10 protein-coding genes are annotated in these 13,498 nt (G+C 71.6%); 7 read left to right on the top strand and 3 right to left on the bottom strand.

Features of this window, described 5'->3' with window-relative positions; genetic code table 11:
• Together A6A29_RS17365 and A6A29_RS17360 are read left to right on the top strand one after the other, a co-directional pair.
• Positions 1-1,302 (top strand): MFS transporter, encoded by a 1,302-nt coding sequence (locus tag A6A29_RS17365; RefSeq protein ID WP_073720992.1) that lies wholly within the window; start codon positions 1-3, stop codon positions 1,300-1,302.
• A gap of 258 nt (positions 1,303-1,560) precedes the next feature.
• The gene (locus tag A6A29_RS17360; RefSeq protein WP_073720991.1) at positions 1,561-1,854 is read left to right on the top strand and encodes a DUF4287 domain-containing protein; all 294 of its coding nucleotides are present in this window, start codon (positions 1,561-1,563) and stop codon (positions 1,852-1,854) included.
• A 190-nt stretch (positions 1,855-2,044) separates the two neighbouring features.
• Here the strand turns inward: A6A29_RS17360 and A6A29_RS17355 are convergent, their stop codons facing one another.
• Positions 2,045-2,617, bottom strand: coding sequence for a dihydrofolate reductase family protein (locus A6A29_RS17355; RefSeq protein ID WP_073720990.1), 573 nt, complete (start codon positions 2,615-2,617; stop codon positions 2,045-2,047).
• Positions 2,618-2,925: 308 nt separating this feature from the next.
• Between A6A29_RS17355 and A6A29_RS17350 the strand changes: the two genes are divergently transcribed.
• From A6A29_RS17350 to A6A29_RS17340, 3 genes are all read left to right on the top strand, one after another.
• Positions 2,926-3,990, top strand: coding sequence for a cobalamin-independent methionine synthase II family protein (locus A6A29_RS17350; protein WP_073720989.1), 1,065 nt, complete (start codon positions 2,926-2,928; stop codon positions 3,988-3,990).
• 273 nt (positions 3,991-4,263) lie between these two features.
• Positions 4,264-5,160: a M20/M25/M40 family metallo-hydrolase gene (locus A6A29_RS17345; protein ID WP_073720988.1), complete on the top strand. Its 897-nt coding sequence runs from the start codon at positions 4,264-4,266 to the stop codon at positions 5,158-5,160.
• Between the two features lie 37 nt (positions 5,161-5,197).
• Positions 5,198-6,631 carry a M1 family metallopeptidase gene (locus A6A29_RS17340; protein ID WP_079182814.1) on the top strand — a complete coding sequence of 478 codons (1,434 nt, stop codon included), beginning with the start codon at positions 5,198-5,200 and terminating at the stop codon, positions 6,629-6,631.
• Positions 6,632-6,649: 18 nt separating this feature from the next.
• Here A6A29_RS17340 and A6A29_RS17335 read toward each other — a convergent pair whose 3' ends face one another.
• Positions 6,650-7,549 (bottom strand): endonuclease/exonuclease/phosphatase family protein, encoded by a 900-nt coding sequence (locus A6A29_RS17335; RefSeq protein ID WP_073721076.1) that lies wholly within the window; start codon positions 7,547-7,549, stop codon positions 6,650-6,652.
• 172 nt (positions 7,550-7,721) lie between these two features.
• Positions 7,722-11,630 (bottom strand): isochorismatase family protein, encoded by a 3,909-nt coding sequence (locus A6A29_RS17325; RefSeq protein WP_079182813.1) that lies wholly within the window; start codon positions 11,628-11,630, stop codon positions 7,722-7,724.
• 387 nt (positions 11,631-12,017) lie between these two features.
• Between A6A29_RS17325 and A6A29_RS17320 the strand changes: the two genes are divergently transcribed.
• Together A6A29_RS17320 and A6A29_RS17315 are read left to right on the top strand one after the other, a co-directional pair.
• Positions 12,018-13,166: an FAD-dependent oxidoreductase gene (locus A6A29_RS17320; protein ID WP_079182812.1), complete on the top strand. Its 1,149-nt coding sequence runs from the start codon at positions 12,018-12,020 to the stop codon at positions 13,164-13,166.
• Positions 13,163-13,342: a hypothetical protein gene (locus tag A6A29_RS17315; RefSeq protein WP_073720987.1), complete on the top strand. Its 180-nt coding sequence runs from the start codon at positions 13,163-13,165 to the stop codon at positions 13,340-13,342. The genes A6A29_RS17320 and A6A29_RS17315 overlap by 4 nt, the downstream gene beginning before the upstream one ends.
• The last annotated feature ends 156 nt before the right edge of the window (positions 13,343-13,498 follow it).

The following is a 13,498-nucleotide window of genomic DNA, read 5'->3' as shown; positions in this document are numbered from 1 at the left end:
ATGCCCGGTCAGACATCCAAGCCGCTCTCCCCGAAGCGCGCCCACCGCCGAGCGGTCACCGCGACCGTCGTCGGCAACTTCGTCGAATCCTTCGACTGGCTGGGATACGGGCTCTTCGCCCATCTCTTCGCAGCCCGCTTCTTCCCGTCCTCCAACCCGGTCACCTCCCTGATCGGCGCGTTCGCCGTACTCGGCATCGGTGTCCTGGTCCGTCCGCTGGGCGGCATCCTGCTGGGCCGCCTCGCCGACCGGCGCGGACGGCGCCCCGCCCTGATGCTCGCCATCAGCCTGATGACCGCCGGTTCCGTACTGATCGGCATCACCCCCACCTACGACCAGATCGGGTTCCTCGCCCCGGCGGTCCTGATCCTGGCCCGTATCGCCCAGGGCATCTCCTCGGGCGGCGAGTGGCCGGCCGCCGCCGCCTATCTCATGGAGGTGGCGCCCCAGCGCCGCAAGTCCCTGTACGGCAGTCTCTTCTCGCTCACCACCGTCGCGGGCGCGTTCACCGCCTCCCTCCTCGGCGGCGGCCTGACGGCGATGCTCGGCTCCGAGGCCATGGCCTCGTGGGGCTGGCGCGTCCCCTTCCTCGTCGGCGGACTCTTCGGCGCGGTACTCATGATCATGCGTCGTCAGCTCGCCGAGACCGAGGTCTTCCGGCGCGAGGCCGGCGAGCGTCCGGCCCGCGGTTCCCTGCGCCAGGTCCTCGTGACGTACCGCCGCCAGGTCCTGAGGTCCGTGCTGTTCATCGCGGGCATGGCGGTGGTGGGCGGAACGTGGACCTCCGTGGTGCCGTCCATGGGGCAGAAACTCGCCCCGGGGCTGATGTTCTGGGTCGTCGTCTGCGCCACGGCGATCCTCATGATCGTCAATGTTCCGATCGGCCTTCTCGCCGACAAGGTGGGTGCCCGGCGCTTCCTCCTGTCGGCGAGCGTCGCCTTCGCCGCCGCCGGTTCCTACACCTTCCTGACCATCGAGGGCACCTTCACCAGCCTGCTGTTCACCTATCTCAGCGGCACGGTCTACCTGACATGCGTCACGACGACCCTTCCCGGCATCCTCTGCGAGCTCTTCCCCACGGAGAACCGTGCGCTGGGGCTGGGTCTGCCCAACGCCGTCACCTCGGCCGTCCTCGGCGGCATCGCCCCCGCACTGGCCACCTACCTCGGTGAACGCGGTGCTTCCGGCTGGTTCGTCGCCGGAGTGATGGCCATGGTCCTGCTCGCGTGGCCCGCGGTCCTCATCCGCTCGCCCGCTCCCGCATCCGCCTCCACACCCTCCGGCTTCAGCCTGGTCAGGTGAGCACGTCAGAAGTTGCGGCCGGAGGTCCGACGCCGCATCGTTGACGAGATGGAGACGGCCGGCGGTCGGGACGAAGGCTGTCCGGGACCGCTCCGTACCGGCGGAACGATAAATTCATACGGGTGCGCGTCACGGTGAGCGATGAGTTTTCGATCCGGGTGCGGTCTACACCCCCGAAAGGTCGCAGGGCCCCCGCACAAGGGGTCCGGACCTGACTATCAGACAAGCAACACAGCCCACGGGTGCGGGAGATAAAAAATGTCGTTTCAGGCGTATCTGGACACGATCGAGGACAAGACCGGACTGACTCCGCGCGAGTTCATCACGCTCGCGCACGAGCGCGGCTTCGATGACCCCTCCACCAAGGCCGGAACGATCCTGGAGTGGCTCAAGGAGGACTACAACCTGGGCCGCGGGCACGGGATGGCGCTGGTGCACGTCTTCAAGAAGGGCCCGAAGATCGACGCGAAGCACGTCGGAACGGCCGGCACACACCGGGACGAGACCGACACGCTCTGGCTGGACGGCAAGAAGACCCGCCCCAAGGCCTGACGCACCGCACCACCTCACCAACGGCAGGCCGTGGCCCGACTCGTACCGGGCACACGGCCTGCCGTTCGCGTATCCGGGCGCGCCGATATCCGGGTGTACCGATATCCGGGTGCGCCGAATCCGAAGCCCGATGCAAAAGCCCTCCCCCGCCTGCTGACGAGCAGGCGGGGGAGGGCTTTGCGGGGCCCGGTCAGCGGACGACGTCGAAGACGTTCTTCTGAATGCCGTTGGGGTAGGCCTCGTGCTCGACGAGCTTCAGCTTCTGGGCGTCCTTGTCCGTGTCGCTGAACAGCCGCTTGCCCGCGCCGAGCAGCAACGGGAAGACGAGCAGGTGGTAGCGGTCGATCAGACCGGCGTCCGCGAGGCTCCGGTTCAGGGTGGCGCTGCCGTGGACGATGATCGGGCCGCCCGCGGTCTCCTTCAGCGCGGCGACGTCGTCGAGCGAGCGCAGGACCGTGATCTCGCCCCAGTTCGCCACCAGATCGTCCTCGGTGAGGGTGGAGGAGACGACGTACTTCGGCATCTCCTTGTAGTCGGCGAAGTCCTCCATGTCCGGCCACACCGGGCTGAACGCCTCGTAACTGACCCGGCCCATCAGTATCGCGGTGGCTTCCTTCTGCTCCCGGCCCTTGATCCCGAACGCCTCGGGGAGGAACTCCACGTCCTTGAAGGTCCACCCGGAGTTCCGGTAGCCGGGCTCGCCGCCCGGGGCCTCCACGACACCGTCGAGGGAGACGAAGGCGGTGCTGATCAGGGTGCGCATCTAAGGGTCCTCGGTGAGTAGTGTCGATCCCGGCAGATTCGGTCCAGGTGCGCTTCCACCGCACGCGCGGCTGCGCACCGACCATGATCTACGACTCCGGATCACGGACAAACTCATCGGCCGCCGCCGCGCCCCTCCCGGCCCGGCCGTCGCCAGGACGCTCTCCGCCGCGTCGTACGCCGGGGTGCTCCGACGCCCTACACCAATCACCGGCCCCACAACCCGATCTTCGCCCAACACGCCCCATCTGCAAGGCATTTCACGCATCCGGCTTGTGAGCGTCCGGGGTTGTTCCTATCGTCTCGATCATGAGCATCCCCACCGAGCTGATCGGTAGCATCCCGCGCCCCTCGGACCTTCTGTCCGCCCTCACCGCGCACGCGCGAGGACGGCTGAGCGACGGCGACCTGGCCAAGCAGCAGGAGCAGGCCGTCGCGGAGACCCTGGCCCGGCTGGAACAGTCGGGGAGCCCCGTCCTGGTGGACGGGGAGCAGGCCAAGCCCAGTTTCGCCACCTACCCCGTCGCCGGCCTGGACAGCCTCTCGCCGGACGGAGTCGTCATTCCGTTCGCCGACGGGCACACCCGTCAACTGCCCTGCATCACCGAAGGGCCCTTCCGCTACCAGGTGCGGGCGGAGTCCTACCTGCGCGAGGCGCAGCGGCTCACCGACCGGCCGCTCAAGCAGGCCGTCATCGCCCCCTCCGCGCTCAGCCTGCTCTACCCGGCCACGCCCATCGACGGATACACCCGCGAGGAGTTCCTGCGCGATCTCGCCGACGAGGCCGAGGCCGACATCCGCGGCTGCCTGGACGCCGGGGCCCACGTGGTCCAGCTCGACTTCACCGAAGGGCGGCTGTCGCTGAAGCTGGACCCCAGCGGTGGCGTCCTGGACGACTTCATCGCTCTCAACAACGAGGTCCTCGGCCGGTTCAGCGACACCGACCGTGCCCGTATCGGGGTGCACACCTGCCCCGGTGGGGACCAGGACTCCACACACAGCCTCGATGTCGACTACGCCGAACTGCTGCCCAAGCTCTTCCAGCTCAAGGCGGGCAACTTCTACCTCCAGCTCGCGAGCGAGGCCGACCCGGAGCGGGTGCTGGCCGTCATCCAGGAACACCTCCCCGCGGGGGCCCGGGTGTTCGTCGGCGTGACGGATCCGATCGATCCGACCGTGGAGACACCGGAGCAGGTACGCGACCGGGTGCTGCTCGCCGCCCGCTACCTTCCCGCCGAGCAGCTGGGCACCTGTGACGACTGCGGCTTCGCACCGTTCGCGGACGACGCCTCCACCTCACGCGACCTCGCCTTCGCGAAGATCGACGCGCGGGTCCGGGGCACCGCCCTGGCCGCCGAGGCCCTCGGCCTCTGAGCCCGGGGCTCCTGCCCCGCCCCCTTGTTCCCGGCCTGCCGGCCTGCCTGCCGCACGTGTGGCAGGCAGGCAGGGAGCGTGTGGCAGGCAGGTCGGCAGGCAGGCCGGGAGCGATCGGCGGTATCCGCCGCCGCACGCACCGCGTGGCTCCCATGGCTGACGTACCACTGCGCGGTCACAGGTTTCTGACAGTTTTCTGACATCACCCAGCGACTCTCTTCTTCCGGCTCCGCGCCGGAAGATCCCGCCTTGCCCTCAAGGAGAGAGTCACGCATGGAGATACTCAGCCGCATGCGGCGCACGGCCGCGGTACTCGGTCTGTGTGCGGCACTGGTCGCCGTCCCCGCCGCGGCGTCGGCCGAACCCGCCGCGCCGAAGACACCGAAGACGCCGCGGATACCCGTCGTCTCCACGGAGCAGGTCATGCCGCACCTGCGGGCGCTGCAGTCGATCGCGGACCGCACCGGAGGCAACCGCGCCCACGGCACCAAGGGCTTCCAGCAGTCGCTGACGTATGTGAAGGGCGTGCTGGACAAGGCGGGCTTCCGCACCAGCCTGCGGCCCTTCACGCACAACGGCGTCCTCGGACAGAACCTCGTCGCGGACTGGCCGGGAGGCGACCCGGACCACGTCGTGCTCGTCGGCGCCCACCTCGACAGCGTCGAGGCCGGCCCCGGTATGAACGACAACGGCTCCGGCTCGGCCGCCGTGCTCGCCACCGCCGTCGCGATGTCGCGGGCGGGTGTCGCGCCGAAGCGGCATCTGCGGTTCGCGTGGTGGGGAGCGGAGGAGCAGGGCCTGATCGGCTCCAAGGACTACGTGCGCAAGCTCTCCGCCGCCGGGCGCGAGAAGATCGACGTCTACCTCAACTTCGACATGACCGGCAGCAGGAACGTGCAGCAGTGGCTCGTCGTCCACGACGACCCCAGGGCCACGGACGCGTTCGAGGCGTACTTCGCGGCCAAGGGGCTGCCCACCTTCGACATCGGCATCGGCGGCTCGGACCACGAGTCCTTCGGCGACGCCGGAATCCCGGTCTCCGGCTTCACCACCGGCGTCGGCGACTGCCTCCACGAGGCATGCGACCGCATCGACAACGTGGACCCCGGGACCGAGACCGTCAGCACCAACGCCGTTCTCGGCGTGACCTGGCAGCTCGCCACCCGCTGATCACCGACCACGGCCCCCACGGTCAGGAGCAGGACATATGCGCAGTACGACGAAACGGCACCGGTACCCCGCGGTGGTGGGCATCCTGGCAGGCAGCGTGCTGCTGACCGCCGTGCCCTCCGCGGCCATCACCGGCGGCGGGTCCGGTGTGGGGGACCCGTACTTCCCCGACGACGGCAACCCCGGATACGACGTCTCCCACTACGACGTCCGCGTGGCCTACGACCCGGCCCGCCCCGACCACCTCGACGGCGACACCACCGTCACCGCCACGGCCACCGGCCGACTCGACCGCTTCCACCTGGACCTGGAAGGCTTCCAGGTCGGCTCGGTCACCGTCGACGGCGTACCCGTCAGGAGCTTCACCCGCAGCGGGGCACACGAACTGGTCATCACCCCGGCCGGCCGGATCGCCAAGGGCGCGAAATTCGCCGTCCGCGTCCGCTACTCCGGCAAGCCCGTCGGCGAGAGCTGGCACCGGCTCACCAACGGCGGGGCGAGCGTGACCGGCGAGCCGCACTCCGCCACCGCCTGGTACCCGGCCAACGACCACCCGTCCGACAAGGCGACCTTCCGGCTCACCGCGACGGTCCCCGACACCTGGACCGTGATCGGCAACGGCCGCCCCGGCCCGACCACCTCCCCGGCCAAGGGCAGAAAGACCTTCCGCTGGTACGAGGACAAGCCGCTCGCCACCTACCTCAGCACCCTCGCCATCGACAAGTTCACGGTGCGCACCTCGAAACTGGCCGACGGCACCCCGGTCATCAACGCCTACAGCCCCGGCGCCGTGATCGACCCGGAGTCCGAGGCGCTGCTCCCGGAGATCATCGGCTTCCTGGCCTCGAAGTTCGGCCCGTACCCCTTCTCCTCGGCCGGCGGCATCGTCATCAACGGCGAGGCCGACGGGGGCGGCGACGGCCCCCTCGCACTGGAGACGCAGAGCCGTCCGACGTACAGCGGCATGATGTTCGACGCCTCGATGGTGCACGAGTACGCCCATCAGTGGTTCGGCAACAGCGTCTCGTTCTCGGACTGGCGTGACGGCTGCATCGCCGAGTGCGTCGCCCAGTACACCAACCAGCTGTGGGACGAGAAGAGCGGCGCCGACCTCGACACCGGCTTCTACGCCGGCATGGTGGAGCAGAGCGAACAGGACCCCGGCTTCTGGAACGTGAAGCTCTACGACCCGGGCCAGGGCAAGGAACTGGACCCGGCGCTGTACGACAAGGGGTCGATGATGATGCACGCCCTGCGGCGGATCATCGGGGACGCGGCCTTCTTCGGGACCCTCCGGCAGTGGCAGAAGGAGCACCGCTACGGCAACGCCACCTGGCCACAGTTCGAAGCACTCGCGAAGAAGGTCTCCGGCCGGCCGGACCTCACCGGATTCTTCGACGCCTGGGCACACGGCACCACCGTCCCGGAACAGAAGTACCTGTACCCCGGAAGCCTCGGCCGCCTTCGGTGATCCGCCGGAGGGTGCCGGTCAGCGCAGGGTGATCGAGGCGGCGACGGGCAGGTGGTCGCTGCCGGTGGCGGGCAGCGTACGGATGTGGTCGACGGTTGCCGAACGGGCCATGACCTGGTCGATCCGGGCCAGCGGGAAGGCGGCGGGGAAGCTGAGGGCGAAGCCGCGCCGGGCCGTGTTCATCCGTGAGGTCAGCGGGGCCAGTCCGTGATCGTCGACCGTGCCGTTGAGATCGCCCATCAGCACCACCGTGCGCAGCTCCTCGGCGGCGAGGGCCTCGCCCAGCAGGCCGGCGCTCTCGTCGCGCCAGGACGAGGCGAGGCCGCTCGCCCGGACACGGACCGAGGGCAGGTGCGCGACGTACGCGGCGACCTCGCCGTGCGGTGTGTGGACCACGGTCCGCAGCCCACGGCTCCAGCCCGCCGCGATCCCCCGGGGCTTGATGTCCAACAGCCTTGTGCCGGACAGCGGATGCTTCGACCAGAGCCCGACGGTGCCCCGGACCGCGTGGTACGGGTAGTCCGGGGCCAGGCTCTTCCCGTAGACGGTTAGCGCGGGAGGCACCAGCTCCTCCAGCGCGATGAGATCCGGCTCGGCCCCGGCCAGGGCGCGGGCCGTGCCCGCCGGGTCGGAGTTCTCGTCGCTGACGTTGTGCTGCACCACGACCAGGTCACGCGCGCCCGGCCCCGGCAGGAACAGCCCGCCGAAGAGGTACGTCCAGGCCGTCACCGGCAACAGCAGGGCCACCAGCGCGGTGGCCGAACGGCGCAGCAGGGCCGACGCGAGCAGCACCACGACCACGAGGCCGAGCCAGGGGAGGAACGCCTCCAGCAGACTGCCGGGACGGCCCGCGAGGCGGGCGAAGGTCCGGTGGAACACGAGCAGCCAGGCCGTCAGCACCGCGAGCCCGGCGAGCACCCACCCCCGCGCCCAGGCCGACCGGCCTCCCGCGCGCCCCTCCGCACCCCCGCCCCGGACCCACCGTCCCGCCCGCCGGAACGCCCCCTTCCCGCCGGCCGCCACACCGCTGTACGTCCGCTTCACCACAGCTCCCCCCGCCTTGATCTGATGTACCACGCCTGAAGAACGGTCAGCGCGGCTGTGGGCGCGGGGCCATGAACGTGACGTCCGCGGCGTGCGCGACGATCTCGACCTCGTCCCCGAGAGCCCACTCGGCGACCCGGGAAGCCGCGGCGGCCGGAACCATGTCGCTGATGCCCTCGGCCGCCGGGATGTCGTACGTCGCGTGGGCATCGTGCGGAAGGACGACCCGGTAATCCAGCTCCAGGCCCCTGCGGGCCGTGGCGAGGACGCACATCTCGGACATCGTTCCGCAGACGGCGAGTCCCCGTACGCCTGCGTCGGCCAGCACGCTCCCCAGGGACGTCCCGGCGAAGCCGTCGTCCTCGGTCTTACGGATCACGACCTCCCGCGAGCCCGCCTCGACGGGGAGATGGAGTTCCCAGCCGGGCGTATGGGGTTCATCGACCGCCCCGGCCGGCCCGTCGTTCTGAAGGTGGATGACGAGGGCGCCACTGCGCCGCGCCCGCGAGACCAGATCCGTCGCCCGTGCGATCAGCCACGCGGCCTCGGGCACGGCCCCGTCACCGGACACGAAGGCCGACTGAAGGTCGACGACGACGAGGGCCTCGACGGGCAGCACGCGCTCATTCATGGCCCCATCATGACTGCCGCCGGAGGCGAACCGGCCGGAGGTCTCCAGCAGTCGGAGCGCGGGGGGCGCCGCTGCCGCACGGCGCAGCAGCGCCGGATCGGTCCGGGCCAGGGCTGCCGGTACGTCAAGTCGCCGGCCGGCCCGGTACGCCTCGGCGAAGCGTTCGTCGCCGAGCGCGGTGCGGGCGCGGCTGCTCAGTGTGCGGATCTGCGGATCGGTACGGTCGTCGGCGCCCCGCAGCCGGGCGGCCGCGCCGAGCACGACGGCCATGTCGCGGTATCGCCCGCACCGGGCGGCGAGGCCGGCCACGGTCACCGCCACCGTCGCCACGATCGGCAGGTCCTTGCTGGCGACCGCCGCCGTGTAGGCCCGGCCCAGCGCTTCCTCGGCGCCCGGCCCGTCGCCGAGTTCGAGACAGAGCGTGCCCCGTACCGCGCCGATCAGCGCCCACTCGTGTTCGTGCTCGCCGCCGGGCGGGTGCTGCTCGGACAGCCCGGTCTCGGCCGACTCGATCAGCTCGCGCGCGCGGTCCACATCCCCCGCCTGCACCCACAGAGCGGCCTCGCGTGCGTCGAGCAGGATCGCCGGCTCGGGCGACGCCGAGCGCGACACGTGTTCCCGCGTCGTGGCGAGCATCTCGGCCGCCCGCGCGGTATCGCCGAGCCGCACGTGCAGATCGATCAGACGCAGGTCGATGAAGATCTCGTCGCCGAGGCTCAGCGCCCCGAACTCGCGGGCCAGTCGTTTGGCCTCGTCCAGGTCGCTCGACGCGCCGTCGAGATCGCCGTCGTACTGCCGCAGCAGCGCGCGCAGCGGCAGCGCCGTGGCCAGGGCCCAGTGGTCGCCCGCCCGGGCGAAGCACTCCAGGGCCGCGGTCACGTCGTCGCGGGCCCGGTCGAGGTGGCCCGCGTTCTCGGCGACATGGGCCCGGGAGATGCGGGCAAGTCCGGCCAGCCACACGTCCGGCCCGTCGACCAGGCGCCGGGTGATCGTCGCGGACGCCTCGGTCACCTCCAGGGAGGCCAGCCTGACGGTCGCCAGCGCGCCGCCGAAGCCGGGCAACCCGGGGTGGCTCAGCAGCCGGCCGGTGAGCGCCCGCAGCTCCTCGCTCCCTTCCTTGACCGCGTCGTTGAACAGCGCGCTCCGGGGGGCGACGGTCTGGAGCAGCAGCATCGCCTCGGCGATCTCGCGCTCCGGGCACGGCCGTTCGGCCGGCACCGCGACCGCCTCACCGAGCCAGTACGTGGCGTCGTCGTGCAGGCCGAGCATCTGCCAGTACCAGGACAGGTTCATGGCGAGCTCGATCGCGCCGTCGGCGTCGCCGGTGTCGCAGAGGTGGCGCAGCGCGGCGAGCACGTTGTCGTACTCGGCGCGCAGGACATGCAGCGCGTCGAGCTGTCCGGGGCCGCGCAGCAGCGGGTCGCAGCGGGCGACCAGCTCGGCGAAGTGACGGGCGGCCAGGTCCCGCGCACCGGGCAGGGCGCCCTGCCCGGCCAGGCTTTCCAGGCCGTACTCCCGGATCGTCTCCAGCATCCGGTACCGGCCGGTGTCCGGTGCGAGCTGCAGCAGCGACCGGTCGGCCAGGCCCGCGAGCAGCTCCGGGACCTCGCCGGCCGCCACCGCGGTGCCGGTACGGACCGCGGTGGCCGCCGCCGGTGTGACGCCGCCGGGCAGGACGGCGATCCGTTCCGCGACCGTCCGCGCGTCCGTGCCGAGCAGGTCCCAGCTCCACGCGATGACCGCCCGCAGCGTGCGGTGCCGCGGGAACGCTGTCCGGCTGCCGGTGGTGAGCAGCCGGAACCGGTCGGACAGCCCGGCGGCCAGGCCGGCCGGCGAGAGCGTGCGCAGGCGGGCCGCGGCCAGTTCGAGCGCGAGCGGCATGCCGTCCAGGCCGCGCACGATGCGCAGCACCTCGCCGAGGTTGTGCCCGTCGACGTCGAACCCGGGCCGCACGGCGGCGGCCCGCTCGGTGAACAGGCGCACGGACGCCGCACGGCGGGTCTGCTGGACGTCCGCGTCCGGCTCGGGCAGGGGGAGCGGCCCGAGTGGAACCAGCGCCTCGCCGTCGACCGCCAGCGGTTCCCGGCTGGTGGCCAGCACCCGCAGCCCGGCGCAGCGGGCCAGCAGCGCCGCGATCAGGTGCGCCACGGCGTCGACCAGGTGCTCACAGTTGTCCACCACGAGCAGACTCTCCCGGCCGTCCAACTGTTCGGCCAGCACGTCCGGTTCGCTGACCGGATCGCCGCGCAGCCGGGCCGCGGCCTCGAACAGCGCCGAGCCGCGCAGTCCGATCGCGGCCAGCAGCGCCCCGCCGACCTCGGCCGGCTCGGTGACCGGGGCGAGGTCGATCAGCCAGGCGCCGTCGCGGTACTCGTCGCGGTGACGGCGGGCGGCCTCGACGGCCAGACGCGTCTTGCCGGCGCCGCCGGGACCGAGCACGGTGACCAGGCGCCCGGCGCCGAGCAGCGTGTCGATCCGGGCGAGATCGGCGTCACGACCGATGAAGCTGGTCAGCGGCGCGGGCAGGTTGCCCGGCTTCTTCCTTTGCGCGGTGGCGGTGGCGGGCGCGGGCCGCCCGGCGTGCAGCAGGCGCAGATGGCGTTCGCGCAGGGCAGTGCCCGGGTCGGTGCCGAGGACGTCGGCCAGCGTTTCGCGGAACCGTTCGTACCGGGCGAGGGCCTCGGCCTGGCGCCCCTGGGCGGCGAGGGCGTCCATGAGCAGCGCGGCGGCCCGTTCATGGACGGGGTGCGCGGCGAGCAGGTCGGTCAGACGGACGGCGGCCTCGTCGGCGCGGCCCAGTGCCAGTTCGGCGTCGGCGAGGTCGGCGACGGCCTCGGTCAAGGCGTGGATCAGCCGGGTCGCGGCGGCGGGCGCCACCGCGACCACGACCACGGGCTCGGCGCCGGGACGGCCGCCCCACAGCGCCACGGCCTCACCGAGTACGGCCGCCGCGGCATCCGGGTCACCGGCGCGCAGGCGTTCACGACCGACGGCCGCAAGCTGTTCGAACCGCAGTGCGTCCACGTCGCTGGTATCCACGGCCAGCCGGTAACCGCCCGCGAGCTGCGTGACATCGCCGGCCGAGCCGAGGGTCCGCCGCAGCCGCGAGACGAGGGCCTGGAGGGCGTGGACGGGGTCGGCGGGCGGGTCCTCGGCCCAGATCGCGTCGACCAGGACGCTGCAGGGGACCGTACGCCCACCGGCGAGAGCGAGCCGTACGACCAGACTCTGCAACCGGGCCCCGGGAACGGGCAGGGCGGCGTCACCCCGAGACGCCTGAAAGCCGCCGAGCAGTGCGATGCGAAGCCGCGCATCCCCATCCATGACCCGATCTTCGCGCGAGCGCGCTGGAGCGGCAAAATCCGGAACGCGGCTTCGACGGGGCGGCTTCGACGGGGGCGGCTTCGGCAATGCGGCTTCGACGGGGGCAGCTTCGACGGGGCAGCTCGGGCAACGCGGCTTCGACAGGGGCGGCTCCGGCACGGCGGCTTCGGCAACGCGGCTTCGAGGGGCAGGGCCTGCGATCCAGCTCCGGCCCTGCACTGTACCGGGGCCTGCGATGCGGTTCCGGCACAGTGCAGGGCCGGAGCGTCAGCGTCGTATGCGCCCGTGTCAGTGCCGTGTGCGCCCCGTGTGAGCGGCCCGCGTCAGTCTCTGGGTCCCCGGAGAACGCGTCGGTCTTCGGGGTGCCCCTGGAGAAAGGGAACCACCATGACCAGCCCTGTCACGATCATCGGCGCAGGACTCGGCGGCCTCACGCTGGCCCGCGTCCTGCACCTCAACGGAATACCGGCCACGGTCTTCGAGGCGGAGTCCTCCCCGGCTGCGCGCCCGCAGGGCGGGATGCTCGACATCCACGACTACAACGGCCAACTCGCCGTGCGGGCGGCCGGCCTGATGGCGGAGTTCCGCGGCATCGTCCTGGCGGGACGTCAGGCGATGCGGGTCCTGGACCGGGAGGGGGGTGTCCTGTTCGAGAAGGCCGACGACGGCACGGGCGGACGCCCCGAGGTGCAGCGTGCCGAGCTGCGCCAGATGCTGCTCGACTCGCTCCCGGCCGGCACCGTCCGGTGGGGCCACCGGGTCAGCGGCGCCCGTGCCCTCGGATCGGGCCGCCATGAGGTGACGTTCGTCGGCGGCGGCACCGTCGTCACGAGCCTGCTGGTCGGCGCGGACGGGGCGTGGTCACGGGTCCGGCCTCTGCTCACCACCGCCACGCCCGAGTACGCCGGCACGTCGTTCGTCGAGACCTACCTGTACGACGCCGACACCCGGCACCCGGCCGCCGCGAAAGCGGTCGGTGTCGGGTCGATGGTCGCGCCCGAGCCGGGCAGGGAAATCCACGCCCACCGGGAGAGCGGCGACACCTTGCACACCTACGTGATGCTCACCGAGTCGCAGGACTGGTTCGCGGCCATCGATTTCACCGATCCGGCGGCGGCCGCCGCACGGGTCGCGGCCGAGTTCGACGGCTGGGCACCGGAGCTCACCGAACTGATCACCGATGGTGACACCGCGCCGGTCCTGCGCCCTCACTACGCGCTGCCCATCGAGCACCGGTGGGACCGGGTGCCGGGGGTGACCCTGATCGGCGACGCCGCCCACCTCGCGGCCCCCAACGGCGAGGGCGCCAACCTGGCCATGCTCGACGGCGCGGAACTCGGCAGGGCCCTCGCCGCGCACCCCGAGGACATCGAGGCCGCGCTCACCGAGTACGAGCAGGCCATGTTCCCCCGCAGCGCGGCCGTCGCCGCCGAAGCAGCCAAGGAACCCACACACGAGGAGATGCTCGATTTCTTCAACGCTCCGGCAGACCCGAACACCACCACGACCACCACGAACGACGGAGACAGCCGATGACCCGGACGACCGGCGCGACACCCACCGACAGCGCCCACGCCACCGACAGCGCCCACGCCGCGGACGACGGCTGGGTCCGCGCGTGGGGCGCATCGCCCCACGCGCCCCTGGAGGCATTCGGGCCCCGGCTCGAAGTACTGGACACCGTAGGCGGCCCGGGGCAGGAAGGCCGGTAAAGCAGCAGACCAGAGGAGGCGGCGCCCATTGCCTGACCGGGTGCGGCCGACGCTGTCCCTGATCATTCCGGCCAACAGATCGCTTTGCGTCATCGTCCGACAACTGGGCGGCGCGGGTGGGGGATCCGGGATACACAAAGGGGGCTGAGCAGCCCG

Source organism: Streptomyces sp. TSRI0281 (genome assembly GCF_001905125.1).
Classification (GTDB): domain Bacteria; phylum Actinomycetota; class Actinomycetes; order Streptomycetales; family Streptomycetaceae; genus Streptomyces.
This window is presented reverse-complemented; position numbering and strand designations above follow the sequence as displayed.

What these genes read in the sequence shown, in the direction of transcription:
- A6A29_RS17325 (WP_079182813.1), bottom strand. Translation starts at nt 11,630, where the DNA reads ATGGATGGGGATGCGCGGCTTCGCATCGCACTGCTCGGCGGCTTTCAG.
- A6A29_RS17315 (WP_073720987.1), top strand. Translation starts at nt 13,163, where the DNA reads ATGACCCGGACGACCGGCGCGACACCCACCGACAGCGCCCACGCCACC.
- A6A29_RS17365 (WP_073720992.1), top strand. Translation starts at nt 1, where the DNA reads ATGCCCGGTCAGACATCCAAGCCGCTCTCCCCGAAGCGCGCCCACCGC.
- A6A29_RS17340 (WP_079182814.1), top strand. Translation starts at nt 5,198, where the DNA reads ATGCGCAGTACGACGAAACGGCACCGGTACCCCGCGGTGGTGGGCATC.
- A6A29_RS17320 (WP_079182812.1), top strand. Translation starts at nt 12,018, where the DNA reads ATGACCAGCCCTGTCACGATCATCGGCGCAGGACTCGGCGGCCTCACG.
- A6A29_RS17355 (WP_073720990.1), bottom strand. Translation starts at nt 2,617, where the DNA reads ATGCGCACCCTGATCAGCACCGCCTTCGTCTCCCTCGACGGTGTCGTG.
- A6A29_RS17345 (WP_073720988.1), top strand. Translation starts at nt 4,264, where the DNA reads ATGGAGATACTCAGCCGCATGCGGCGCACGGCCGCGGTACTCGGTCTG.
- A6A29_RS17350 (WP_073720989.1), top strand. Translation starts at nt 2,926, where the DNA reads ATGAGCATCCCCACCGAGCTGATCGGTAGCATCCCGCGCCCCTCGGAC.
- A6A29_RS17360 (WP_073720991.1), top strand. Translation starts at nt 1,561, where the DNA reads ATGTCGTTTCAGGCGTATCTGGACACGATCGAGGACAAGACCGGACTG.